This is a genomic window from Pseudoduganella aquatica (assembly GCF_020865585.1).
GTDB lineage: Bacteria > Pseudomonadota > Gammaproteobacteria > Burkholderiales > Burkholderiaceae_D > Rugamonas > Rugamonas aquatica_A.
Map to the genome: position 1 here is coordinate 1,093,974 of NZ_CP086370.1, position 23,658 is coordinate 1,117,631.

General features: G+C 67.1%; 17 protein-coding genes. 5 read left to right on the forward strand and 12 right to left on the reverse strand.

From position 1 onward, the window contains the following. Both KT882_RS04860 and KT882_RS04865 read right to left on the reverse strand, forming a co-directional pair. Window positions 1–4,500: a translocation/assembly module TamB domain-containing protein gene (locus tag KT882_RS04860; protein ID WP_228894665.1), complete on the reverse strand. Its 4,500-nt coding sequence runs from the start codon at window positions 4,498–4,500 to the stop codon at window positions 1–3. Further along, the gene (locus tag KT882_RS04865; RefSeq protein WP_228894667.1) at window positions 4,500–6,326 is read right to left on the reverse strand and encodes an autotransporter assembly complex protein TamA; all 1,827 of its coding nucleotides are present in this window, start codon (window positions 6,324–6,326) and stop codon (window positions 4,500–4,502) included. The genes KT882_RS04860 and KT882_RS04865 overlap by 1 nt, the downstream gene beginning before the upstream one ends. A gap of 126 nt (window positions 6,327–6,452) precedes the next feature. Between KT882_RS04865 and queC the strand changes: the two genes are divergently transcribed. After that, window positions 6,453–7,163, forward strand: coding sequence for a 7-cyano-7-deazaguanine synthase QueC (gene queC / locus KT882_RS04870; RefSeq protein ID WP_228894669.1), 711 nt, complete (start codon window positions 6,453–6,455; stop codon window positions 7,161–7,163). 31 nt (window positions 7,164–7,194) lie between these two features. On the opposite strand, the gene KT882_RS04875 is transcribed toward queC, so the two are convergent. Further along, window positions 7,195–7,821: a PEP-CTERM sorting domain-containing protein gene (locus tag KT882_RS04875; protein WP_228894670.1), complete on the reverse strand. Its 627-nt coding sequence runs from the start codon at window positions 7,819–7,821 to the stop codon at window positions 7,195–7,197. 319 nt (window positions 7,822–8,140) lie between these two features. On the opposite strand from KT882_RS04875, the gene KT882_RS04880 reads away from it, so the two are divergent. Next, window positions 8,141–11,176 (forward strand): CHASE domain-containing protein, encoded by a 3,036-nt coding sequence (locus KT882_RS04880; RefSeq protein WP_228894672.1) that lies wholly within the window; start codon window positions 8,141–8,143, stop codon window positions 11,174–11,176. On the opposite strand, the gene KT882_RS04885 is transcribed toward KT882_RS04880, so the two are convergent. The 9 genes from KT882_RS04885 to KT882_RS04925 form a co-directional block, all read right to left on the reverse strand. Further along, window positions 11,173–11,583: a hypothetical protein gene (locus tag KT882_RS04885; RefSeq protein ID WP_161074524.1), complete on the reverse strand. Its 411-nt coding sequence runs from the start codon at window positions 11,581–11,583 to the stop codon at window positions 11,173–11,175. The genes KT882_RS04880 and KT882_RS04885 overlap by 4 nt on opposite strands. A gap of 681 nt (window positions 11,584–12,264) precedes the next feature. Continuing rightward, entirely contained in the window at window positions 12,265–13,224 is a 960-nt protein-coding gene (locus KT882_RS04890; RefSeq protein ID WP_228893647.1) for an IS110 family RNA-guided transposase, read from the reverse strand. Between the two features lie 227 nt (window positions 13,225–13,451). Further along, complete coding sequence (locus tag KT882_RS04895) at window positions 13,452–14,573, reverse strand: porin (protein WP_228894673.1); 1,122 nt, start codon at window positions 14,571–14,573, stop codon at window positions 13,452–13,454. Between the two features lie 12 nt (window positions 14,574–14,585). Next, the gene (locus KT882_RS04900) at window positions 14,586–15,887 is read right to left on the reverse strand and encodes a dicarboxylate/amino acid:cation symporter (RefSeq protein WP_161074522.1); all 1,302 of its coding nucleotides are present in this window, start codon (window positions 15,885–15,887) and stop codon (window positions 14,586–14,588) included. A 59-nt stretch (window positions 15,888–15,946) separates the two neighbouring features. Beyond that, the gene (locus KT882_RS04905; protein WP_161074521.1) at window positions 15,947–16,288 is read right to left on the reverse strand and encodes a cupin domain-containing protein; all 342 of its coding nucleotides are present in this window, start codon (window positions 16,286–16,288) and stop codon (window positions 15,947–15,949) included. Next, on the reverse strand, window positions 16,285–17,277 hold the full coding sequence (locus KT882_RS04910; RefSeq protein WP_228894674.1) for a quinone oxidoreductase family protein: 993 nt from the start codon (window positions 17,275–17,277) through the stop codon (window positions 16,285–16,287). Before KT882_RS04910 ends, KT882_RS04905 begins: the two co-directional genes overlap by 4 nt. Before the next feature lie 22 nt (window positions 17,278–17,299). After that, the gene (locus tag KT882_RS04915; RefSeq protein ID WP_161074519.1) at window positions 17,300–18,169 is read right to left on the reverse strand and encodes a BKACE family enzyme; all 870 of its coding nucleotides are present in this window, start codon (window positions 18,167–18,169) and stop codon (window positions 17,300–17,302) included. Between the two features lie 9 nt (window positions 18,170–18,178). Beyond that, window positions 18,179–18,946 carry an SDR family NAD(P)-dependent oxidoreductase gene (locus tag KT882_RS04920; protein WP_161074518.1) on the reverse strand — a complete coding sequence of 256 codons (768 nt, stop codon included), beginning with the start codon at window positions 18,944–18,946 and terminating at the stop codon, window positions 18,179–18,181. A 10-nt stretch (window positions 18,947–18,956) separates the two neighbouring features. Beyond that, complete coding sequence (locus tag KT882_RS04925) at window positions 18,957–19,838, reverse strand: dioxygenase family protein (RefSeq protein ID WP_161074517.1); 882 nt, start codon at window positions 19,836–19,838, stop codon at window positions 18,957–18,959. Window positions 19,839–20,032: 194 nt separating this feature from the next. On the opposite strand from KT882_RS04925, the gene KT882_RS04930 reads away from it, so the two are divergent. Genes KT882_RS04930 through KT882_RS04940 form a run of 3 tightly spaced genes read left to right on the forward strand, consistent with a single transcriptional unit; the run spans window position 20,033 to window position 23,647 of the window. Then, window positions 20,033–21,061, forward strand: a complete 1,029-nt coding sequence (locus KT882_RS04930) for a LacI family DNA-binding transcriptional regulator (protein ID WP_228894679.1) — start codon at window positions 20,033–20,035, stop codon at window positions 21,059–21,061. A gap of 54 nt (window positions 21,062–21,115) precedes the next feature. Next, on the forward strand, window positions 21,116–21,646 hold the full coding sequence (locus tag KT882_RS04935; protein WP_228894681.1) for a hypothetical protein: 531 nt from the start codon (window positions 21,116–21,118) through the stop codon (window positions 21,644–21,646). A gap of 42 nt (window positions 21,647–21,688) precedes the next feature. Then, a complete protein-coding gene (locus tag KT882_RS04940) occupies window positions 21,689–23,647 on the forward strand; it encodes a GAF domain-containing protein (protein ID WP_228894688.1) in 1,959 nt (652 codons plus the stop codon). Window positions 23,648–23,658: the final 11 nt, after the last annotated feature.

A 23,658-nucleotide genomic window follows, 5' to 3' on the forward strand; every position in this document is an offset into this window, starting at 1 on the left:
TTAGTCGAAGGCCCAGGTGTACAGCACGTCGAGCGCGTTGTTGGTGCCGGTCTGGAATTGCAGGGTGATGCGCGAATTGAGCTTGTAGCGCAGCTTGACCAGGCTGGTGGCCGTGCCCGCGCCCTGCTCGAAGCTGAGGTAGGCGCGTGAAGACAGCCGCTTGCCCACCGTGACCACGGTGTTTTCGAGGCCTTTGGCCTGCGAACTGCCCGCGGCCTGCGACACGCCCAGTTCGTCCAGTCCCAGTTTGCCGGCAATACCGCCGCCGGTGCCGCCGAACAGCGCGCCGGCCGCCGTGCCCAGCAGCGCCATTTCATTGCCGCCCGCGTCCGCGATGCCATGCCCGAGCACCAGCCAGGACAGCTTGTCGCTGTCCGGCACCGTGGGCGTGGACACCAGCTTGGCCTGCGGCGACAGCGCGGTGCCGCGCACTTCCACGCCCGCCTCCACATTGGTCTCGGTCAGCTGTTCGCCTTCGGGACGCTTGCGCACGGCCAGGATGTTCAGACCCGGGTTGTCATAGGCGCCGGTGAAATTGAGCACGCCGCGTTCGATGCTGAGATTCTGGCCGTAGGCCTTGTAGGTGCCGTTGTCCACGCGGATGCTGCCGGTCACGCGCGGCGGGCGGCGGTCGGCAATGCGCAGGTGGACGGTGCCGTTCAGGTCCGCATCCAGGCCTTTTCCTTTCAGGTGGAAGTCGTTGCCGAGGTCCGCTTCGAGATCCACGCTGAGCGGCATGGATTGCGCGGCGGCTGCTTTGGCGGGCGGCTTGCCGCGTCCCAGCACCACCACGTCGTCGCTGATGGTGGGGCTGTTGTCGGAGCCGAGTTCAATGCGGGCGCGGTCGGCTTTCAGTTTGCCGTCCAGCTGGAAGCGCTTCTGGTCGCGCACCAGCGTGGCCTGGCCGCTGAGGGCCAGCGTGCGGTCGGGGCGGGCCAGCACCAGCAGCTTGTCGGCCACCAGCTTGAGCTGCATGGTGGCTTCGGCATTGGCCAGCTTGACCCAGCCGTCCACCTGCGCGCGGCCTTGCTCGCCGTCGAAGGCGAGCTTTTGCAGATTGAGCTGGTCGCCGGCCAGCCTGGCTTGCAGCTGGCCGTTGCGCAGCTTGATGCCTTGCTCGGCCCAGTTGACCACCAGCTTGTCGCCGGTGATGTCGCCATTGAGCACGGGGGCGGCGATGGTGCCGCTGCCTGCGGCCGAGAGCTGCAGCGCGCCGTCCAGTTCCAGGCCGGGCACGCCAGTGAGTGGAGCGGTCCAGGCAATGGACGGCATGTTGACGCTGCCCGTCATGGTTAGCGCGCTGCCGCCGGCGATACGGCCGTCCACCAGTTGCGCTGTGGCGTCGATGCGGGCCTGGCCGGCGCGCGCGCCCTCCAGGCTGAGCTGCGTGCGCAGGGCGCCCGCTGCGGCGTCGGCGCGCAGCTCCAGCTGGCGCAGGCCGAGGGCGATGGGCTTGTCGCCGCTGGTGACGGTGATGTCGCCCGCTTCGCGGTAGATGCGCAGCATGCCTTCGATGTTGGCGAGGACGGGCGAGTTGCCGCGCGCGGCCGGAGCTTGCGCTGGCGCGGCGTTGGGCGCCTGTACGTCCAGCGCCCAGGCGGCGCCCAGCGTGAGGTCGCTCACCACATTGTCGCGCCACAGCTCGGACAGTTGCGCCAGGTAGCTGACCGGCACGCCGGCGGCGGAGCCTTTGCTGCGCCAGCGCGGGCCGGTCTTTTCCAGCGTGTCGATGCGGATGCTGCCGTCGGCGAGTTTGATGACGGCGTTCGACAGCGACAGCTGCTCGGGCTTGGCCAGTCCGCCCGCGCCGCCGCCCGCCGCGCCGGCGATGCGCAGCGCGGCGGGGGACTGCAGGGCGAGGGCGTAGCGGCCCTTGTTTTGCAGCGTGTCGATGGAGCCGGTCCAGACGCTGTCGTCTGCGATGCTGGTGCCACCGCCGTCGCCGCCGCTGCTGCCGCCGTGCATTTTGAGCAGCGCGTCGAAGTGCGGGTTGCTTGCACTGAGTTGCAGCGTGTGGGCGGCGCGGGTGCCGGTGGACTGGAAGCGCGCCTTGTCTATGCTCAGGCCCGGCGAGACATAGCCCGCCAGTTCCACGTCGCTGGCCAGCGGATCGGCGCCGCCGTAGCCGGTGCCGATGCTGGCGCTGGCCTTGATGCTCTTGATCTGGTGCGCAGTGAACAGGCGCAGGTTGGCGCCGTCCATGCTGAACGCCAGCGCTGGCTGCGCCATGGTGCCGGTGAGCGCGCCCGTGCCGCGCAGCACGCCGCCGAAGCCCGCGCCCAGCGTGGCCAGTTGCGGCGCATCGACCTTCCAGTCCAGGCGGTCGCGCGCGCTGCCGAAGCCGCCCTTGGCTTGCAGGCTGTTGGCGCCCAGGTGCAGGTCGATGTCGGTGTTGTCGATGCGGTTGTGGTCCGCAGCCAGTTTGGCGTAGCCGGACAGCGCGGCGCCGGACAAGGTGGAGGGCTGCAGCTTGAGGTCGAGCGCGGCGCGCCAGTCCGCGCCCAGTTTGCCGCTGCCGCTGAAGTCCGCGTTGATGCTGCCCGCCGTGTAAGGCCCGAAGGCGGCGGGATTGACGCGCTGCGCGCTGCCCGACACTTTCAGCTCGGCCTGTTTTCCCGCCAGCCAGGCTTCGCCCGCAGCGCGCAGCACGCTGTCCGGCGCGGGGCGCTTGGCGGCAGCCAGGCCCAGGCCTGTGGCTTCGGCGGTAAAGGTGCTGCGCGGCGCGGCGTAAGTTCCGCTGGCCACGCCGTTGGCGGCCAGGGCGCCCAGCAGGCCGTTGCCGATGGCCGACAGCTGGCGCGCATCCACGCGCCACACCAGGCGCTCGCCCGGCGCGCCGAAGCCGCCGCGCAGGTCCACGGTGTTCTGGCCCAGCGCCAGTTGGGCCTCCACGCCGCTCAGGCGCGCGGCATCCGCATTCAGCTTGCCCGCGCCAGACAGCGGCTGGCCCAGCAGGCGGCTGGCGCCGAGCTTGAAGCTGGCCGCCACCTGCCAGCCCGGCGCGAGCTGGCCGCTGGCGCTGATGTCGCCATTCAGGTCCGCCGCCGGCAGCGCGCCCAGCGCGGACGGGTCGAAGCGGACGATGCTGGCGCTGGCCTTGAAGGGCTGCTTGTCCTGCAGGCTGGCTTCGCCGCTCAGGTTGATGCTGCCTTTGCCCACGCTGAGGCGGGCTTGCTTGAGGCGCAGCAGCGCGTCGGCCAGCGTGGCCTGCGCATCCAGCCGCAGCCCTGCTTGCGCCAGGTTGACGGTGAGCGTTTGTGTTTTTCCGGTGCTGCCCAGCGCAATGTCGCCTGCTATTTTGGTGCTGTTGATGGCGCCGTGGATGGCGCGCAGGTCCAGGCGTTCGGTGCGCAGCTGGAAGGTTGCCGCGTCCACGCCGCCGTCCACCGCCACGCGCTGCACGCGGCCGCCGCCGGTGAACTTGCCCGCCGCGCCAAGGTCGACCAGCACCTGGTCTATGGTGGTGGCGGTGAGCGTGCCGCCCAGCTGGCCGCTGATGCTGCGCAGCGGCAGGCGGTGCTGGTCCAGCGGACCGGCCGCGCCCTGGTTCTGCACCAGCAGGCTGCCGCTGATGGCCTGGCTGGGCGCGATCTTCGCTTGCAGCTGCAGGTTCAGTTCCGCTTGCGGCCAGGCCGGATCGAACAGCGCCGGATCGATGCCGCGTCCCTTGATGTCCGCAGCCTGCAGGATGATGGAATTAAAAGGGGTCAGGGTTAATTTCGCGTCGCCGGAAGCCTTGCCGGACGTGGCCTGCGCGGCCAGCTCGATCTGCGCCAGCGTGCCGCCGACCGCCAGCGCAAGCTGCGCGGGCTTGGCGCCTGCGGGCACGCCGGTGGTCTGGGTCAGGCTGGCTTTGGCGTTGAGCTGGAAGGGACGCTGCGCGCCCACGCTGCCGTCCAGCGCGACGCGGCCTATCGGCGTCATGGCGCTGGCTTCGCGCACGCGCCAGGCTTTGCCGTCTCCGTCCAGCTTGAGGCGGATGGCGCTGATGACGGTGCCGGTGCTGGCGTTGTCCGTGGCGGAGGCCGTGGGCAGCAGCGTGAGCTTGTCCAGCCGGGCATCCGCCACGCTCAGGCGGAAAGGCGGCGCCAGCGTGTCCGGCAGCTTGGCCGGCTCGCCGGGCTTGAGCGTCTGCGACACGGCGCTGGCGATGTGCAGTTCGCTGATGGCGATGCCTTCGCTGAAGTACTGCAGCGGCGACCAGTCTATGGTGATGTCGTTCGCCGTCAGCACGCTTTCCGGCGTGCGGTGGACGATGCGGTCGATATGCATGCGGCCGTACAGCGAGCCGCTCACGCCGGTGGCAACAATCTGGCCGCCGCTGGCGCTGGCCACGCGCTGCACGATCTGCTGCAGGGTGGACTCGCGGCCCAGCAGCCACACCAGGCCGGCCAGCAGCACCAGCAGCGCGGCCAGGCCGGTCAGCGTGCGGCGCAGCCAGCGGCGGGGAGGTGTGCCCGCGCCGTCTGCGCCGGAGTTGGGGGTAGTGATCTCGGCCATCAGAAAGTGAACCCCAGTGAGAAGTGCAGGCGCGCTTTTTTAACGGCGTGGCCATAGGCCGCGTCCACGTTGATCGGACCGACCGGGCTTTTCCAGCGCGCGCCCACGCCGTAGCCGGACTTGGGATGCAGGCCGGAGAAGGAGTCGGAAGCATTGCCCGCGTCGTAGAACACGGCCGCGCCCCAGGACGGCTTGAACCAGTACTGGTACTCGGCGCTGCCGGTGGCGAGGTAGCGTCCGCCCACGGTTGCGTCGCCCTTGCGCACGCCCAGTTCCTGGTAGGCGTAGCCGCGCACGGACTGGTCGCCGCCGGCGCGGAACTGGTAGATGGCGGGCACGCCGTCCTTCTGCTTGGACGCCAGCGCGCCCAGTTCGCCGCGCAGTATCACCGTGCTGCTGGCGCCGAAGGGGATATACCACATGGCCTTGGTGCTGGCGCGGATAAAGGGTTCGTCCGTCAGCAGCGGCAGCAGGGCGCCGCCGATCTGCCAGTTCACCACGGTGCCCTTGCTGGGGAAGAGCAGGTTGTCCAGCTTCCTGCGCGTGACCGAGTAGGTCAGCGGCAGGCTGGTGCTGCGCACATTGGGCTGGCCGGCCACGGTCTTCTGCTCGGTCAGCAGCTCCACGCCCAGGCTGCGTTCTAGCAGCGGCGTGCCCCAGGCGCGCTTGCCGGACACGGTGAACACCGTGGTCTGCTCGCCCGCGATGTCGCTGCGCTCGTAGGCGCCGCCGAAGCTGTCGCTGTAGCCGTCCGGCGTGACGGGGAAATAGAAGTCGCCGCGCGCGGTCTGCTTCTTGGTCTCCAGCGTCAGCGCGCTTTTCATCTTCAGGCCGAAAATGGCCAGGTCGTCGTAGTTGAGCGTGGCGCGGTTGCCTGTGTTGGTGCTGTAACCCAAACCGGCGCTGACGTTGCGGCGCTTGTTCTCCGTTACGCGCACCAGCAGCGGCAAGGGCGCCATGGGCGCGGCGGAGGGCGGCGCAGCGGGTGCGGCAGCGTCGGCGGCCTTCTCGGCCGCTGCCTCCAGCTGCTGGTCCAGGATGGCGCTCAGGTCGGCGCTCACCTCCACGCCGGCGAAGTAGCCGGTGTCCTGCAGGCGCGACTGGTAGGCTTGCAGCGCCGCTTCGCTGTAGTAGTCGCCCGGTTTGATCTGGTTCAGATTGGCCACGATGGAGGCCGGGTAGCGCTTCAGTCCCTCGATGCGCAGTTCGCCGAAGCGCAGCTCGGGGCCGCTGTCGAGCACCACGCGCAGGGCGGCGCTGTGCTGGTCCGGGTCCACGGTGGCCATGCTGTCGCTCAGCTGGGCGCGCGGGTAGCGCGTCTGCACCACCTGGCGCAGCAAGGCGCGCTTGGCCTGCTCCCATTCGTCCTGGCGGAAGATGTCGCCCTTGGGCAGCGCCCACGCGGCTTGCAGCGCGGCCGTGTCGAAGGGCGTGCCGCCGCTGCTGGCAAAGCCCTGCAGCACGATCTCCACGCTGCCCACGCGCACCGGTTCGCCGGGCTGCACGTCGACCACCACGGTGGGCGTGCCGCCTTCCGCGCCGGCTTCCGGCAGGCCGTCGATGCGAGTGCTCACCACGGGCGAGTAGTAGCCGGCCGTGGCCAGCAGGGTTTTCACTTGTTCGGGCGCGCTGCGCGCCATGCGCTGCAGCTGTTCGCGGTCGATGCGCGGATTGCCGCGAAAGCGCAGCAGGTCCAGATTGTCGGTCAGCAGGCTTTCCAGTTTGTCGGGAGCGTTCACGCGCACTTTGTACTGCATGCCCTGGGCCAGCGCGGCGCAGGGCAGGGCGCAAGCCAGCAGCAAGGTTACCCATGCGCGCTTGCCCATTGCTTTTGTGATGAGTTGTGCCAAAATTCGAGGTCCTGCCGGTTCTTTTGAGGGGAAAGCTATTCAGCATGTTACCGGATAGTCCCAAAAGATGGCGTACTACTAAGATTTACTGAAGGCAAAAAAATGATCAAAACAGATGCGGCCCTGGTCCTGTTCAGCGGCGGCCAGGACTCCACCACTTGCCTGGCCTGGGCGCTGGAGCGCTATAGCCGGGTTGAGACCATCGGTTTCGATTACGGCCAGCGCCACGCCATCGAGCTGACCGTGCGCCCGGGCGTGCTGGCGGCGCTGCGCGCGCACAAGCCGGAGTGGGCCGCGCGGCTGGGCGAGGACCACATGGTGGACCTGTCGCTGATCTCGGCGCTGTCGAATACGGCGATGACGGAAGATATTGAGATTGTGATGCAGGAAAACGGCTTGCCGAACACCTTCGTACCCGGCCGCAACCTGCTGTTCATGACGGTGGCCGCCACGCTGGCTTACCGGCGCGGCCTGAACGTGCTGGTGGGCGGCATGTGCGAGACCGACTTCTCCGGCTACCCGGACTGCCGCGACGACACCATGAAGGCGCTGCAAGTGGCGCTCAACCTGGGCATGGATACCCGCATCAAGCTGGAAACCCCGCTGATGTGGCTGGACAAAGCCCAGACCTGGACCCTGGCCGAACAGCTGGGCGGCGCGCCGCTGGTGGACCTGATCCGCTCGGCCACGCATACCTGCTACCTGGGCGAGCGCGGCGCGCTGCATGACTGGGGCTACGGCTGCGGCACCTGCCCGGCCTGCGCCCTGCGCGCGCGCGGCTATCGCGAGTACGCCGGCGGCGCAGCCGCCTGAGCAGGCAGCTGCGGCAGGCGCCGAGGGCTGCTTAGCGCTGCTTGCGGCGGCGCATTGCGGCCAGGCCCGCCAATCCCGGGCCGAACACGGCCAGGGTGCCCGGCTCCGGCACCGTTGCGGCATTGATGGTGATGTTATCCACGGCCAGCCAGTTGTTGTCGTTGCTCTGTTGGATAGTCAGAGAGGTCAAGTTGGTATAGCCGCTCAGGAGATAGGTATTGAAGTCGTTGCCGCCGGTCAAAATGTTGTTGCCGGTTTGATTCAGATTGATGGTGTTCGAGATGGTGCCTCCGTTCGCGTAGGTGCCGACCAGGGTTGCAGACGCGATAGGGCCATAGGTATTCCAGGCTTTCATGTCCAGGCTTTGTACCGAGAACGGGCTTGCTGTGGCGGCGCTCAGCGTGAAGCTGTTATAGCTCATCAGATAGTCGGTGCCGTTATAGGCGTAGGGGCTGGTGTCGCCGCCGGTGTAGCCGGTTCCCATATAAAGCAAATTGCCGCTTGAGGAGCTGAACTTGATATTGTTGAGTACGGTATTGTTGGCGCTAGCATAGTAACCAGCGGCTTTGCCATTGAAATCGATAACGGTGGCGCCGGCGGTGGCGGCGAAGGCGAGGGAGACAAGTGCGGCGGCGCTCAGGCGGATCAGTGGGGACATGTTTGCTTTCATAATGTTTGGAAATATAAATTACGCAAAAGCAAGTTGCATGCCTGAAAAATTTATTGTCTGAAATCAACGGCTTGCCCTTGTCCTCCTGATGGTGCACCCAACAGGTGTAAAGTTTTTCGACATGGAAAAGCTAAGAGTTTCCCCTACAATCGATGTCTGAAGGTCGATTGCAAATGGCAATACGGCATAGGCTATTGCCGAAAATCCACAATAGGGCGTTGCGCGTGGCGGGGCCGTTAACGTACTATCAACGGTAGCATTAGAAGCGCTGGCACTCCCTTTCACCGCCGTTTCTCCAGCGACAAGCATGGACCCTACCGTTCCCCGGCCCGAATCCCGCCGGCCGCTGCAGTACCTGCTGAACCCGGCCATCGTGGCGGGCCTGGTGTTGGGCGTGTGCCTGGGATCGACCTGGTGGCTATGGCGCAACGCCAGCGCCGACGCGGCCCAGGGCCTGCAGGCCGATTTCGACTTCCGCGTGCGCGAACTGGTGAACGGCATCGCCCAGCGCATGCAGACCTACGAGCAGGTGCTGTACGGCGTGCAAGGGCTGTACATCAGTTCCGATTTTGTCGACCGCGACGAATTCCACCGCTACCTGGACAGCCAGCACCTGAACCAGCATTTCCCCGGCATCCAAGGCGTGGGCTATATGCGCCTGGTGGGCGGCGCGCAGCTCGATGCGCATGTGCTGGCGGTGCGGCGCGACGGCTTTCCGGACTACACGGTGCACCCCGATGGCGCGCGCGCCCAGTACGCGCCCATCGTCTACATCGAGCCGTTCAGCGGCACCAATCTGAAAGCCTTCGGTTTCGACCCGCTGTCCGATCCTGTGCGTCGCGTTGCGCTCGAGCGCGCGCGCGATTCCGGCCTGCCGTCCCTGACCGGCCGCATCCGGCTGGTGCAGGAGGATGGCGGCGGCCCCGGCGCCGAGCAGGCCGGTTTCCTGCTGGTGCTGCCGGTGTACAGCAACGCGCAGCCGCAGCAGACCCTGGAACAGCGGCGCGCCGCGCTGACGGGCTGGGTGTATGCGCCGTTCCGCATCGGCGACGTCATGGCCGGCCTGGGCGGCGAGCGCGCCGCCAAGCTGGACGTGGAAATCTACGACGGCGACGAGCTGGCCGTTGCCAGGCGCATGTACGACAGCCAGCCGGGGCCGCCGCAGCCGGGCATGCGCCACACGGTGCAGAAGATCAGCCTGGCCGGCCACCGCTGGACGCTGCGCATCAGCGGCTTGCCGGGCAGCGGCGTGGGCGCTGAGCGCGACAGCAAAGTGCAGCTGATAGGCGGCGCCGGCGTGGTGCTCAGCGCGGTGCTGGCGGCGCTGGCCTGGCTGCTGGCGCGCAGCAGCCTGCGGGCGCGCCGCGCGCTGAGCCGGGCGCGCCAGCTGGCCGACGAACTCAAGGAGGGCCAGGCCAGCCTGCTGGCCATGGCCGACAGCGCCCAGCGCAGCCAGGCGGTGCTGCGCAGCATACTGGACTCCACGGTGGACGGCATCCTGGTCGACAATTTCGACGGCGCCGTGCTCAATTCCAACCGCCGCTTCCGCGAGCTGTGGAACGTGCCCGAGCACCTGGACTGGGCGCAGGACGGCGCGCTGCTGCTGCAGCAGGTGGCCGAGCAGGTGGCCCAGCCCAGCGTCTTCCTGGCGGCCGTGGCGCGCCGGCTGCGCGAGAACGACGTGCAGCACGAACTGCTGCATCTGCGCGACGGCCGCGTCATCGAGCAGTTCACGCGCGGCCTGAGGCTGGGCAGCGCGCCGGCGCGGCTGTGGTCCTTCCGCGATATTACCGAACGCACCCAGAGTGAAGTGCGCGAGCAGACCCGGCGCCAGGTGCTGGAGCTGCTGGCCACCGGCGCGCCGCTGCAGACCATCCTCGACAGCGTGGTGCGCGGCGTCGAGGACGGCCATCCGGAATTGCTCTGCGCCGTCCTGCTGCTGGACGAGGACGGCAGCCGCCTGCAGGTGCGCGCCGCGCCCAGCCTGCCGCCCGTGCTGTGCGCCGCCATGGACGGCCAGCCGGTGAACGAGCCGCAAGGTTACTGCGGCCAGGCGGTGCAGCTGGGGCGGCGGGTGATCGTGGCCGACCTGGCCGGCGATCCGCTGTGGTCGCAATACCGCGACGTGGCGCGCCAGGCCGGAGTGCAGGCCTGCTGGTCGGAGCCCATCCGCGCCGCCAGCGGGGCCATGCTGGGCAGTTTCGCCATCTTCCACCGCGCCGCGCAGGCGCCCAGCGTGGCCCAGCTGGCGCTGATGGAGCAGGCTTCGCGGCTGGCCGGCATCGCCATCGAGCAGGCGCAGGGGGCGGTGGCGCTGCGCGCCGGCGAGGCGCGCTTCCGCAGCCTGTACGACCACGCGCCGGTGGCGCTGTGGCAGCAGGACTGGTCCGCCGTGCGCGCCGCGCTGGCCGAGCTGGCGCAGTCCGGCGTGGACGACGTGCCCGCCTGGCTGCGCGCCAACCCCAGCCAGGTGGCGCGGCTGGCCGGCCTGGTGCGCATCACCGACGTCAACGCGGCCGCGCTGGCCCAGGTGGGCGCGCCGCCCGGCAGCAAGGACGCCTCCGCGCTGACCTTGGCGCAGAATTTCGACAGCGCCGCCATGGACGCTTTCGCCCGGGCGCTGGGCGCGCTGGCGCAGGGCGCCCACCTGTTCGCCTGCGAGGGCAGCTTCGAGCGGCTGGACGGGGTGCAGCGGCTGAACGAGCTGACCCTGCTGGTGATGCCGGGCCATGCCAACAGCCTGGACTTCGTTATCGTGTCCACGCTGGACATCACCGAGCGCAAGCGCATGAACGACGAGCTGCTGGTGCTGGCCACCACCGACTTCCTGACCGGCCTGCCGAACCGGCGCGAGTTCATGGCGCGGCTGGACGATGAGCAGGCCCGTTTGCAGCGCGACATCAGCGAGCAGGGCGCGGTGCTGATGCTGGACCTGGACCATTTCAAGCGCGTCAACGACGAATACGGCCACGCCACCGGCGACGCCGTGCTGCGCCACCTGGCCGCGCTGATGCGCGACAGCCAGCGCAAGATCGATACCCTGGGCCGGGTGGGCGGGGAGGAGTTCGCGGTGCTGCTGCCGGGCGCCGACATGCCCGCCGCGCTGGCCTTCGCCGAGCGGCTGCGGCAGCGCATCGCCGGCACGCCGCTGCAGGTGGACGGGCGCGCGCTGTCGGTCACGGTGAGCATAGGGATTGCGGCGCTGGACCCGGCGGATGCCAGCGGCGATGCGGCGCTGGTGCGGGCGGACAAGGCGCTGTACTGCGCCAAACGCGCCGGGCGCAACCGTGTGGAACAGTTTGCGCCCGGGGCGGGGTGCGAGGAGGCGGGCGGGCAGGCTTAGATGGCGGCGTGCGGGTCCATGTTCTGGTCCATCTTGTTCAGGCTGGCGCTGCGTTCGCGCTGCTTGCGGTTGCGTGCCACGAAGAACCAGATGATGCCGGCAGGGATCAGCAGCGGCAGCATCAGCGGCGACATCACGGCGACCAGCACCACCGCCAGCAGCACCAGGCCGGCCAGCATCAGCACGCCCAGGCCGGCGAACAGGAAGCCCAGGAAGACCGCCACGCAGACCATGACGATGGCGCCGATCAGCAGGCCCAGGCCGCCGAAGGTGATGCCCAGCAGCACGCCCAGCGGGCCGTCGAATTCCTCGTCGCCCAGGTGGACCACCATGTCGCCGGTGTCGAGGGTATTCCAGGCTGCGATAAAGAGCAGGGCGATAAGAGCGATGGCGAGCAGTTTTTTCATTTCAGGTTCCCCGTAAAGTCGTGGTGGTGATGCGTGGTTGGTATGGTGCGACTTTACGGCTGGAGGCCGCGCCGGGCCACCGGATTGCGATGGAGCGCGGATTTCGCGGGATCAATGGCGGACGGAGGCGATAAGCTGCGGAATCGCCCCCGCTTGCCGAAAAAAGCGGCAGGGTTCTCCTTGAATTAAAGATATCGTTGCCTATACTGAATACCTATCTTGCACATGGAGGGCAATATGGCTTGGCTAGAACTGAGCGAGGGTCAATCGATATCCTCGGGATTCGGCAGTGCAATGCGCCAGCGTAGCGCGACTGAATTGTCGGGCGGACCCAAAGGGCCGCCGTCGGCGCCACCCACGATTCCGCCGATCATCATCAATCCCTACACCTACCATATGCCGGAACCGGCCATCGATCCGCGCCGTACCCCGCTGGGGCCGCCGATCGCCCCGCCGCACCGGCCCGCGATGTCCTTGTAGTCCCGGCGCCGCATGCACGGCGGGTTACGCTGCTGCGCAGCTAACCCGCCCTACGCCGAGCGGACCATCGTGGCTTGAACATGCGATCCGCACCTTAGCCCACCGGCCCGCGATGTCTTTGTCGTCCCGGCGCCGCATGCACGGCGGGTTACGCTGAGCGGACTATCGTGGCTTGAACATGCGTAGATACTGTTATGCCGGTCAAGCGTTTTGAAGCTCCTGATTGAATGGTTTGCCAGATTTTAAGACGCCGAAAGCAACGTGGACGAGCTTGCGCATCATGGCGCCGATCACCAGCTTGGCCGGCTTGCCTGCTGCTTCCAGGCGGGTGCGGAACTGGCGCCCCCAGTCGGTGCGGTACAGCGCTACCATAGCCGGCATGTACAGATTTTTGCGCAGATGCGCGTGGCCGATCTTGGACATCCGGGGCCGCTGCTTCACGCTTGATCCGGACTCATGTTGGCGCGGATCGAGGCCTGCAAAGGCGGCAGCCTGCCGGCCGTTGTCGAAGCGCCCGGCATGCATGCCATAGGCCAGCAGTAACGCAATGGTATTGTCCCCGACACCGGGAATGGTATCGAGTAAGTCGCGTCTGCCGCGCATGTCGGGATCGTCGTTGATGTGATCACGTACGCGCTTGCGCAGCTGTTTAATCTGCTCGCCGAGCCAGGCAATATGCTGTTCGATATCGGCCCGGACCGATTCGCGCGCCACGTCCAGGCGGTTCGTTTCCTGCGTCTGCATGGCCAGCAGCGCATCCAGGCGCAGCACCATCGCTTTCAACTCCTGTTCGCTCAGCGGCGGCGGCTGCCATGCTTCCGGACCATGCTTGGCGCAGAACTCGGCAATGACCTTGGCGTCGACCTGGTCGGTCTTGGTGCGCACCAGCTGCGCCTGGGAAAACGCCTTGATCTGGGCCGGATTGACGACACTGACGCGGTAGCCCCGACGGGCAAAGAACTCCGCGATCGCCTCCCAATAGACGCCAGTGGCCTCCATGCAGATATGGGGCAACCCGTCCGTATGACTCTGCAGCCACGCTTCCAGTTTGGCAAAGCCAGCCTGGGTGTTTTCTACAACTTTCGCACGGTGTTTGCCCGTTTCCAGGCGCAGTGCGCAATCGACCTTCAATTTGGCGACATCTATACCAAGACACAACATTACTCTTCTCCTGATCAACCTTGCAAATGCGGGCTCACGGCACGCCGGGCCAAAGATACTGTTCGATCTTTAATGGAATAAGAGCAACTGCTGCGAAATCTACATCACGATCTTGGCGACCAAGGGCGGGTACGGCATCCAGTTGCTCTGCCCCGACGTTCCGTTTTCGGGGCAGATGGAATAATACAAGGGCGGGTTAGCGCGGAGCGCGTAACCCGCCAGCGCCGTTAAAACGCGTGCCTGATGCCGAATGCCGCGCCCTTGAGCGTGGCGCCTGCGCTGACGCCCAGCGGATTGATGGCGAAGTCATGCACCGCATTGGCTTCGTTGTCCAGGCGCGTGTAATAGGCGTACAAGCTGCTGCGCCTGGACAGCGTGTAGTCATAGCCCACCGTGGCGTGCAGCGCCCCGGTGTCCGGCCCGCGCTTGATAAAGCCTATCTTCTGCGTGGAAGCGCCGCTGCCGTCGCCCGCCCGCGCCACGCCCAGCCTCAGGCCATGCGCGCCGGACTGGTGGCTGGCCGACAAATACGCCGCCTTGCGTTCCAGCTTGCCCGTGGCAGTCTCGTAGCTGAGCTTTTCAGCCACCACAGCCAGCCGCGTTTCGCCGTAGCTGCTAACGAACTTGTAGGCCGCCGCCAGGCGCGTGCCCTTGTCGTCGCGGCCCTTGCCCTGGTAGTCCTTGTGCAGCTCGTGCGCCAGCGCCGCATACCACGGTCCCTGCTCGTAGATGGCGGCCAGCGACGTGAGCGACGGCTTGGCGCCGCCGGCCGGGCGTTCTTCGCTGATGCCGTGCGCGGTGCGCAGCGAGAAGCCGCGCCACACGGGCGAATACCAGCTGATGCTGTTCTGCTGGCGCCGGTCGAAGGACGACACATTGCTCACATTGTCCACCGTGGAGCCGGAGCCATTGCCCATGATGCTCATATAGCCGGCCGTGGTGGGATAGAACGGGTCCAGCCCGGAAGTGCTGTTGTTGTAGGGCGTGGTCCAGTGGCCCAGGAAGACCTGGCCGAAGCCGCCTTCCAGGCCCACGCGCGTGTCGCGCGCGGCCGGGCTGCCTTCGCCGGTGTCCGGCGACAGCGTGCCTTCGATCTGGAACAGCGCCTTCATGCCGTCGCCCAGGTCTTCCGTTCCCTTGAAGCCGAACACCGAGCGGTTGTTCACTTCGCGGGTGATGCTGAGCGGTTTGCCGGCGGTGCCGGCCGAGGTCTCCATGGATTCCAGCGCCACGTTCAGGCGGCCGTAGACGGTGACGCTGCTTTGCGCGGCGGCCAGTCCGGGCGCCAGCGTGAGCGACAGTGCCATGGCCAGCGGCAGCGCCGCCGGCGAGTGGTAGGTTTTTTTCATTGTGTTCTTCCTTTAGCGGATGACGGACAGTTTTTCGCGATCCAGCTCGCCTTCCCAGCGCGCCATGACCACCGTGGCGACACCGTTGCCTATCATGTTGACGAGTGCGCGCGCTTCGCTCATGAAGCGGTCTATGCCCAGTATCAGCGCCATGCCGGCCACCGGTATCGTGGGCACCACCGCCAGCGTGCCGACCAGCGCGATGAAGGAAGCGCCCTGCACGCCGCTGGCGCCTTTTGACGTCAGCATGGCCACGCCGAAGATGGCCAGCTGCTGCAGGAAACTGAGTTCGGTATTGGTGGCCTGGGCCACGAACAGCGCCGCCATCGTCATGTAGATGCTGGTGCCGTCGGTGTTGAAAGTGTAGCCGGTTGGGACGATCAGGCCTACCAGCGGTTTGGAGCAGCCCAGCCTCTCCATTTTGGCCATCAGCGTGGGCAGCGCGGTGTCGGACGAGCTGGTGCCCAGCACCAGGAAAATCTCCTCCTTGATGTAGACCAGGAACTTGATGATGCTGAAACCGGCGGCGCGCGCGATCAGGCCCAGCACGATCAGCACGAACAGCGCGGAGGTCAGGTAGAAGGTGCCGATCAGGCGCAGCAGCGGGCCGAGCGCCACCACGCCGTATTTGCCGACCGTGAAGGCCATGGCGCCGAACGCGCCGATGGGGGCGAAACGCATGATGAAGCCGATCACCCCGAACACCGCCTGCGAGCCCATTTCGATCAGCTCCGTCACCGGCTTGGCGCGCTGTCCCATGGCCGCCAGCGCGAAGCCGAACAGCAGCGAAATGAGCAGTACCTGCAGCACGTCGCCCTTGCCGAAAGCGTCCGCCACGGTGGTGGGGATGATGTTCATGAAGAAGTCCGTGGTGCTCAGCGTCTTGGCCTTGCCCACGTAGTCGGCGACGGCCTTGGCGTCCAGCGTGGCCGGGTTGACGTTGAAGCCGTCGCCCGGGCGCAGCCAGTTGCCGACCGCCATGCCGATGAACAGCGCGAAGGTGGACACCAGCTCGAAATACAGCAGGGCCTTGCAGCCGATGCGGCCGACTTTCTTAATGTCCTGCATGCCGGCGATGCCGCTGACGACGGTGCAGAACACGATGGGGCCGATCAGCATCTTGATCAGCTTGATGAAGCCGTCTCCCAGCGGCTTCATGTCGATCGCCAGCTTGGCGTCGAGGTGGCCGAGCAGGATGCCGAGCGCGATGGCGAACAGCACCTGCACGTACAGGATGGCGTAGAAAGGCTTGCGGGTGCGGACTGCGGGCGGCAGCGCGCCCGTGCCCGGGCCGGTAGGGCTGGTGGTAATCATGTGTCTCCTCCAATACTTCGTCGTGTGCTTCGATCAAGGTCTAGCTTATTGTTTGCTACTTATTTTGACTGGTATGGCATGGCCAGCAGGATGCTGGCCGGGTGGTTCGTGTTGTTCTTCAAGGCCCTCTTTTCTCCGGGCGCCAGGCGCGCGGAATCGTATTGGCGCAGCACCTGTTCGCCGTCCTCGGTGGCGATGGTCACTTCGCCTTCGAGCACCACGTACAGCTTCTCCACGCCGGACGCGTCCAGCGTGGTGCCGCCGCCCGGCAGCAGGTGCGACAGCCCCAGCCACAGGCTGTCCGACGGTCCCGCTTCATGGCCCTGCAGGCGCAGGCAGTGCATGCCTGCGTGGTTGGGCGGGAAGTAGGCCGGGGCTTGCTGGTAGCGGGTGAGGTTCATGCCGGCAGCAGATCTGGTTGCAAAACCACGCGCTCGCGCGCGCCGCCCAGCACGGCGCGGTAGCCTTGCGCGGCGTCCTTCAGGGCGTAGATGGTGTCCGCCAGCACAGGGAAGGGCTTGAGCGTGCCGTCGGCGAAGCCGGGCGCCAGCGCGTCCAGGATGCGGGCGCAGGCCAGCGAGTCGAGCGCCAGGGTGTCGATGCCGACGTAGGTGTGCTGGCCGCGGTAGAAGGCGAAGATGTCGAAGGGGACGGCGCGGTCTATGGTGGAGATGAAGATCTGGCGTCCGCCGGTGGCCAGCGCCGCGTTGGCCTGCTCGAAGTAGGGACTGCCGACGGTGTTGTAGACGATGTCCGCGCCGTGGCCGCCGGTCTTGTCGCGCACATAGGCGGCGATGTCCTGGGTGTCGGCCGCGATCATGTCCACCGCGCCGCTGGCGTGGCCGATATAGGCTTCCTTGCTGCGCTCCACCGCGAACACGCGGGCGCCGGCGCGGGTGGCCAGCTGGATGGTGGCCTGGCCCACCTTGCCGTTGCCGCCCATGACCAGCACCACGTCGCCCGCCTGCGGCAGTCCGGCGCGGCGCAGGCCTTCGTAGGCGGTGATGAAGGGCACGCCCACTGCGCCCGCTTCCAGCATCGATACGCTGGCCGGCTTGGCGCGCACGGCGGCCGTGTCCAGAACCAGGTAGCGCGCGTGGGTGCCGTCGCGGCGGATGCCTAGCTCGCCGCCGCTGCCCCATACTTCGACGCCCAGCAGTTCGGCCGGGCCGTCGATGACCACGCCGGCGTAGTCGCGGCCCGGCGTGCGCGGCCAGACGGCGTGCGGCATGGCGCCCAGCGCGGCCTTCACGTCGCTGGGGTTCACGCCTGCGCTGTGCACTTCGATGACGCACTGGCCGGGCTGGGCAATCGGGCGCTCGGTGGTGGACAGGGTGGGGGCCAGCAGGTCGATGCTGGCGGCTTTTTCGTTAACGCGGACGGTGTTCATAATGTCTCCTCGGTTGGTGTAATTACATGCTCAATATTTTTCGTGCTTCGGCTGGCGTGGCAACGGCGCCGCCCAGCGATTCAACGATCTGGCGCGCGCGCGCCACCAGCTCGGCGTTGTCCTTGGCCAGGCGGCCTTTGGCGATGTACAGGTTGTCCTCGAAGCCGACGCGCACATGGCCGCCCAGCAGCCAGGCCTGCGCCACCATGGGGAATTCGTGGCGGCCGATGCCGAAGCCGGTCCAGGTGGCGCCCGGCGGCAGCAGGCCGCGCGCGTAGGCCATGGTTTCCGGGCTGGCGCTGAACCCGTAGTGCACGCCCAGCACAAAGCTGAACAGGCCGGGGCCGGCCAGCGTGCCGTCGGCGATCAGGTCGCGCGCCAGGTGCAGGTCGCCGGAGTCGAAGATTTCGATCTCGGGCAGCACGCCCGCCTCGCGTATCACCTTGGCCATGCGGCGCACATTGGCGGGCGTGTTGATGACCACGTCCGCGCCGGAGTTCATGGTGTTCAGGTCCAGCGTGGCGATGTCGGGCCGCAGCGCAGCGATATGGGCCACGCGCTTTTCCGGCAGCATCAGCGTGCTGCCGGGAGCCGCAACCTGCGGGTCGTCCGCGCTGGGGATGAAGCGGCCGCCTGGGCCGGTGGTCAGGTTGATCACCAGCTCTCGGTTCTGTTCGCGGATGCGCTGCATCACTTCAGCGTAGTGGTCCAGCTCCATGGACGGCATGCCGGTGCGCGGATCGCGCACGTGGATGTGGACCACGGAAGCGCCCACGTCGGCCGCGTCCAGGCAGGCTTGCGCGATCTGGCGCGGCGTGACCGGCAGGCCCGGGTGCTGGTCCGGCTTGACGATGTTGCCGGTGACGGCGCAGGTGATGATGGTCTTGTTCATGTGCCCTCCTTACGCCGCGCCGAGGTGGCGGCCGCCGTCGATGCGGATCACGCTGCCGGTGGCGAACAGCAGCGTGGTGGCGCAGGCTTCCACGGCGGCGGCAATGTCGTCCGGCTGGCCGATGCGCTTGAGCGGGGTGGTGGAGGCCTGCTTGTCGTTGAAGGCGGCGTCGCGGCCCGGCACGAACTGGCTGTCCACCACGCCGGGCGAAACGTTGATGACGCGGATGTGCGGCGCCAGCGCGCGGCCCAGCGAGTTGGCCATGGTGTCCAGGCCGGCCTTGGCGGCGCAGTAGGCCACGTTGCTGCCGATGCCGGTGGTGGCGGCGATGGACGAGATGTTGACCACCAGGCCCTTGCCGGAAGCGCGCAGCAGCGGCGCGAAGGCGCGGATGGCGGCGAACGGCGCGCGCCAGTTGGCGGTGAAGATGGCGTCGATCAGGTCGTCGTTCAATGCGTCCAGGTCGGCGTGCGGCACCGGCTGCGTGAAGCCGGCCGAGTTGACCAGGATGTCGGCGCGGCCATAGCGTTCGCGCACTTCGGCGGCGGCGCGGGCCAGGGCGGCGCTGTCGGCCAGCTCTGCGTCGATGGCGCAGTGTTCGCCGAATTGCGGCGGGGGCAGGGCAGCGGCTTTGGCGTGGGCGTCGCCGCCGGCGCGGCCGAGCAGCACGATGCGCGCGCCCTGGCTGGCCAGGCGCTGCGCGCTGGCGTAGCCGATGGCGCCCGCGCCGCCTGCAATGATGGCCACCTGGCCCGCGAGTGGAAGTGGTATTGGCATGCTGGTTTCCTTATTTGATGGGCGCTTCGGGGAAGCAGCTTTCGCCCGCTTCCAGGACGAAGTCGTAATTGAGGGTGTAGTACTCGCCGGCGTCGCCCGCGTGGCGCACGAACTGCCCCACCAGCGGCTTGGTCACGCCGAAGGAGACGTCGCTGCCGAGGTGGTCGCAGTCGTCCGCGAAGACCTGGGTGATCAGCGTCTTGCACTGCGGGTGCGACACCATGAAGTGCACGTGGGCGGGCCGCATGCAGTGGCGATCCTGCAGGCGCAGCAGCACGCCCACCGCGCCGTGCGTGGGGACCGGGTAGCCGGCCGGGCGCACGGTGCGGAAGCTGTAGCGGCCGTCTTCTCCGGTGATGAAGTAGCCTCGCAGGTTCATGGCCGGCTGGTGGGCGTCCTGGTTTTCATACAGGCCTGCCGGCGAGGCCTGCCACACGTCGACCTTGGCGCCGCAGATGGGCTGGCCGTCCAGGCCGCGCACCTGGCCGAACACCTGCATGGGCGTGCCGGGCGTGTCGCCGCGCGCGATGGAATCGCCGTTGGCGCACAGCGGCGCGGCCGCGCGCCAGAAGGGGCCGAGCAGGGCGGCCGCGCTCTGGCCCTGGGTCTGCGGATTGTTGCGCAGCGCCACCAGGGTGGAGATGCCCAGCACGTCGGCCGCCAGCACCACCTCGTTGTGCACGTCGTTGGTCTGCTGGCCGATGTCGGTGACGAATTTGAGCACGGTGTCGAACTCGGCTTCGGTCAGGTCCACTTCGCGTATCAGCGCGTGCATATGGTCGACAAAGGCGGCCACCAGCTGGCGCAGGCGCGCGTCCGGCGTGCGGGCCATGGCGGCGTGCGCCACGGCGGTGACGGATGCTTCGCCGTCGATAATGTTGGCGGTGTTCATGTCCACTTGCTGTCTCCTCCTGCTTGTATTTGGTTATGCGAACGTTCGCATTGACTTGATAGTAGCAGAACAAAATGTGAATTCAAGCGTTGAGAGAAAATATTTGCGAACGTTCGCATAGATTTCTTGGTTTACGCTGGGAAGCGCGGGCGTGCGAAAATACGACATCGATTAGCGAGGGACGCGGGAAGTCTATGCAGCAGAAAAAGATGACGCTGAAGGGCCTGGCAGAGATTCTGGGGGTGCACACCTCCACGGTGGGCCGCGTCATGGACCCGGAAACGCGCCACATGGTGGGTGAGGAAGTGGCGCAGCGGGTGCTGACGGAAGCCGCCAAGCACGGCTACCGCCCCAACAAGATGGCGGCGGCGCTGCGCACGCGGCGCTCCAACATCGTCGGCGTGATGCTGCCCGACATTACCAACCCGGTGTTCCCGCCCATCCTGCTGGGCATAGAGGACGAGCTGCGCAAGCACGGCTACGTGGCGCTGGTGACCAACGCCGGGGAAGACCCGGCGCAGCAGCGCTTTGTGGTGGACCAGCTGCTGGCGCGCCAGGTGGACGCGCTGATACTGGCCACCGCCACCCGCGACGACCCGGTGATCGGCCATTGCCTGGAGGCTGGCGTGGCGCTGGTGACGGTCAACCGCAGCGAGGACAGCAGCCGCGTGTCCAGCGTGGTGAACGACGAATACGCCGGCATGCGCCTGGCGGTGGAGCACGTGCTGGCGCTCGGGCACAGCCAGCTGGTGCACCTGGTGGGGCCGCAAACGCTGTCCACCGGCCACCTGCGCAAGGAAGGCTATGAACTGGCGCTGGCCGCGCACGGCGTGGCGCGCGACGACGTGCTGCTGGCCGAGTGCAGCGCCTACACGCGCGAAGCGGGCCGCGCCGGCTGCCTGGACGCGCTGGACCGCTACCCGCAGGCGACCGCCATCCTGGCCGGCAACGACCTGCTGGCGCTGGGCTGCTACGACGCGCTGCGCGAGCGCGGCCTGCGCTGCCCGGAGGACGTGTCGGTGGTGGGCCACAACGACATGCCCTTTGTCGACATGGTCAACCCGCCGCTGACGACGGTGCGCATCGGCCACCATGCGATGGGCGTGCAGGCGGCCCAGCTGGTGCTGCGCCAGCTGCGCGGGGAGGGCGGCGGGCAGGTGGAAATCCGGCTCAAGCCGGAACTGGTGGTGCGGGGCTCGACGGCAGTTCCCCGCAAGCGCTGAATTCGGCTATGATACGGTTTTTAACTGTATGTATATCCAGTAAAGCGAGCTCCCATGACTGACGCCATGTTTGACGACACCCTGCTTTCCGACCAAGACCAAGACCAAAATCAGGACGAAGACGCCCTGGTCCAGGAAGACCGCCTATGGCAAGCCAATGGCTGGACCGCGCGCGTGATCAAGAACGACGAGGACGAAGGCTGGGCCGTGGCCATGATCAAGGACGGCGAGCCGGAACCGGCCCTGGTGGGGCCGTGGACCATGGGGCGCGACAAGAAAAACCCCAAGCCGCTCGACATCAACGCCTTCAACACCCTGGTCAAGACCGCCAACGAAGTGCTGCGCCGCCACGAGCAGCAGCTGCACGCCCAGCTGCACAAGAGCGTGCGCGTGAACACCGAAGGCGCGGCCTACATCACCGTCAACTTCGACATCACGCCGGACGAGGACGAACCCTACGCCACCCTGACCGCCTTCGACCCCTACGGCGAGGAGCTGGCCCAGGTGCGCGCGCTGCCGACCTTCAAACTCAGTGTGGCGAGCGCCACAGCGTGGATAGAAAGCGGCTACCGCCGGCCTGCCTGAACTGTTACCATTCCTGTGCTCAATTGCACATAGGAAAAATCGATGGAAAGCCGTCTTAGCCGCCTGGAAGCCGTACAAAGCATCTTGCTCGAAATCGGGCAGAAATCGAGCACCTGCACCGACATTGCGGAATTTGTGCAGGCGGTGCACGAGGCGCTGGGGCGCATCATGTACGCTGCCAACTTCTATGTCGCGCTGAGCGACGAGGGGCGCCCCAACTCGGTGCGCTTCGTCTACTTTGTCGACGAGGTGGACGACGCGCCCTATGACGGCCAGGAGCTGGTGGAGCTGCCCTCGTCCGACCATTCGCCCACCGCCTGGGTGATACTGAACGGCCAGCGCCTGATCATGACGGCCGAGGAGCACACCTCGCACGAGACCGACGGCGCCGTGTGGGGGCTGGGCACCACCGCCGAGCACTGGATGGGCTGCCCGCTGCTGGACCAGAACCACCAGGCCATGGGCGCCATGGTGATCCAGAGCTACGACAAGCAGCACACTTTCAGCGAGGAAGACCAGGCGCTGTTCCAGCTGATCGCCAGCCACGTGTCGAGCGCGCTGCAAGGCCTGCAGAGCATGGATCGCCTGGAGCGCGCCGTGCACGAGCGCACCGCCGCGCTGGAGTACGAAGTGGCCGAGCGCCGCCGCGCCGAAAGCCTGCAGCGCGCGCTGTACGAGATCGCCAGCCTGTCGGGCGGCTCGTGGGACCGCAACACCATGTACCAGCGCCTGCACGAAGCCATCAGCGAAGTGCTGACCGTGCGCAACTTCCTGATCGCGCTCTACCACCCGAGCAACAACGAGATCACGGTCCCGTATTTCGTCGACGAGAAAGACCCGACCGCGCCGTGCACCAGCTTCTCCTACGGTGTGGGCATGACCTCCTACATCCTGAAGCAGCGCCAGCCGGTGCTGCTGGACCGCGACGGCTATCTGGCGCTGATGGCGTCCGGCGAGGTGGAGCGGCCGCTGGGCAACGAAGAGATCATCAGCTGGATGGGCGCGCCCATACTGCTCAACGACTATGCCTACGGCGTGCTGGTGGTGCAGAGCTACCACGAGGACGTGATCTACACCCAGTCCGACCTGGACGTGCTGGCCTTCATGGCCAGCCACGTGGCGGTGGTGATCTCGCGCCTGCAGGCCGACCGCGCCATCCGCCGCGCCAAGAGCGCGCTGGAGGAGCAGAACGCGGCGCTGAACACGGCGCTGACGCAGCTGCAGGAAGCGCAGGGCGAGCTGGTGCGGCAGGAAAAGCTGGCCTCGCTGGGCCGCCTGGTGGCCGGCGTGGCGCACGAAATCAACACGCCCCTGGGCATCTGCGTGACCGCCACCAGCCACCTGGTGCAGGAACTCAAGCTGACCAAGGAAGACCTGGCCAACGGCGCCCTGGACGAGGACGGGCTGAACCAGTTCTTCGACATCGTCGACCAGTCGCTGCGCATCATGACCACCAACACCCAGCGCGCGGCGGCGCTGGTGCGCAGCTTCAAGCAGGTGGCGGTGGACCAGTCGTCCGACAATGTGCGCAGCTTCAACCTGCGCAAATACCTGGACGAGGTGCTGCTGTCGCTGCAGCCCAAGCTGAAGGGCAAGCCGATCGAAGTGGAAGTGGACTGCCCGCCGGACATCGACATGGAAAGCTTCCCCGGCGCGGTGTCGCAGATCGTGACGAATATGGTGGTCAACTCGCTGGTGCACGGCTTTGGCGAAGGCCAGTCCGGCTCGATCAAGATCAAGGGCAGGGTGGAGGGCGACCACGTGCAGTTCGACTACAGCGACAACGGCATCGGCATGGATCCTGGCACCTTGAGCCAGCTGTTCGACCCCTTCTTCACCACCAAGCGCGGCTCCGGCGGCAGCGGCCTGGGCGCGCACATCCTGTACAACCTGGTGACGGGTCCGCTGGGCGGCACGGTCAAAGTGGTCAGCGCCCCCAACATGGGCCTGCACTACAACCTGCGCTTCCCCCGCGTCCAGCAAGGCAAGCCGCAGGCTTGAGGAGACCCGGC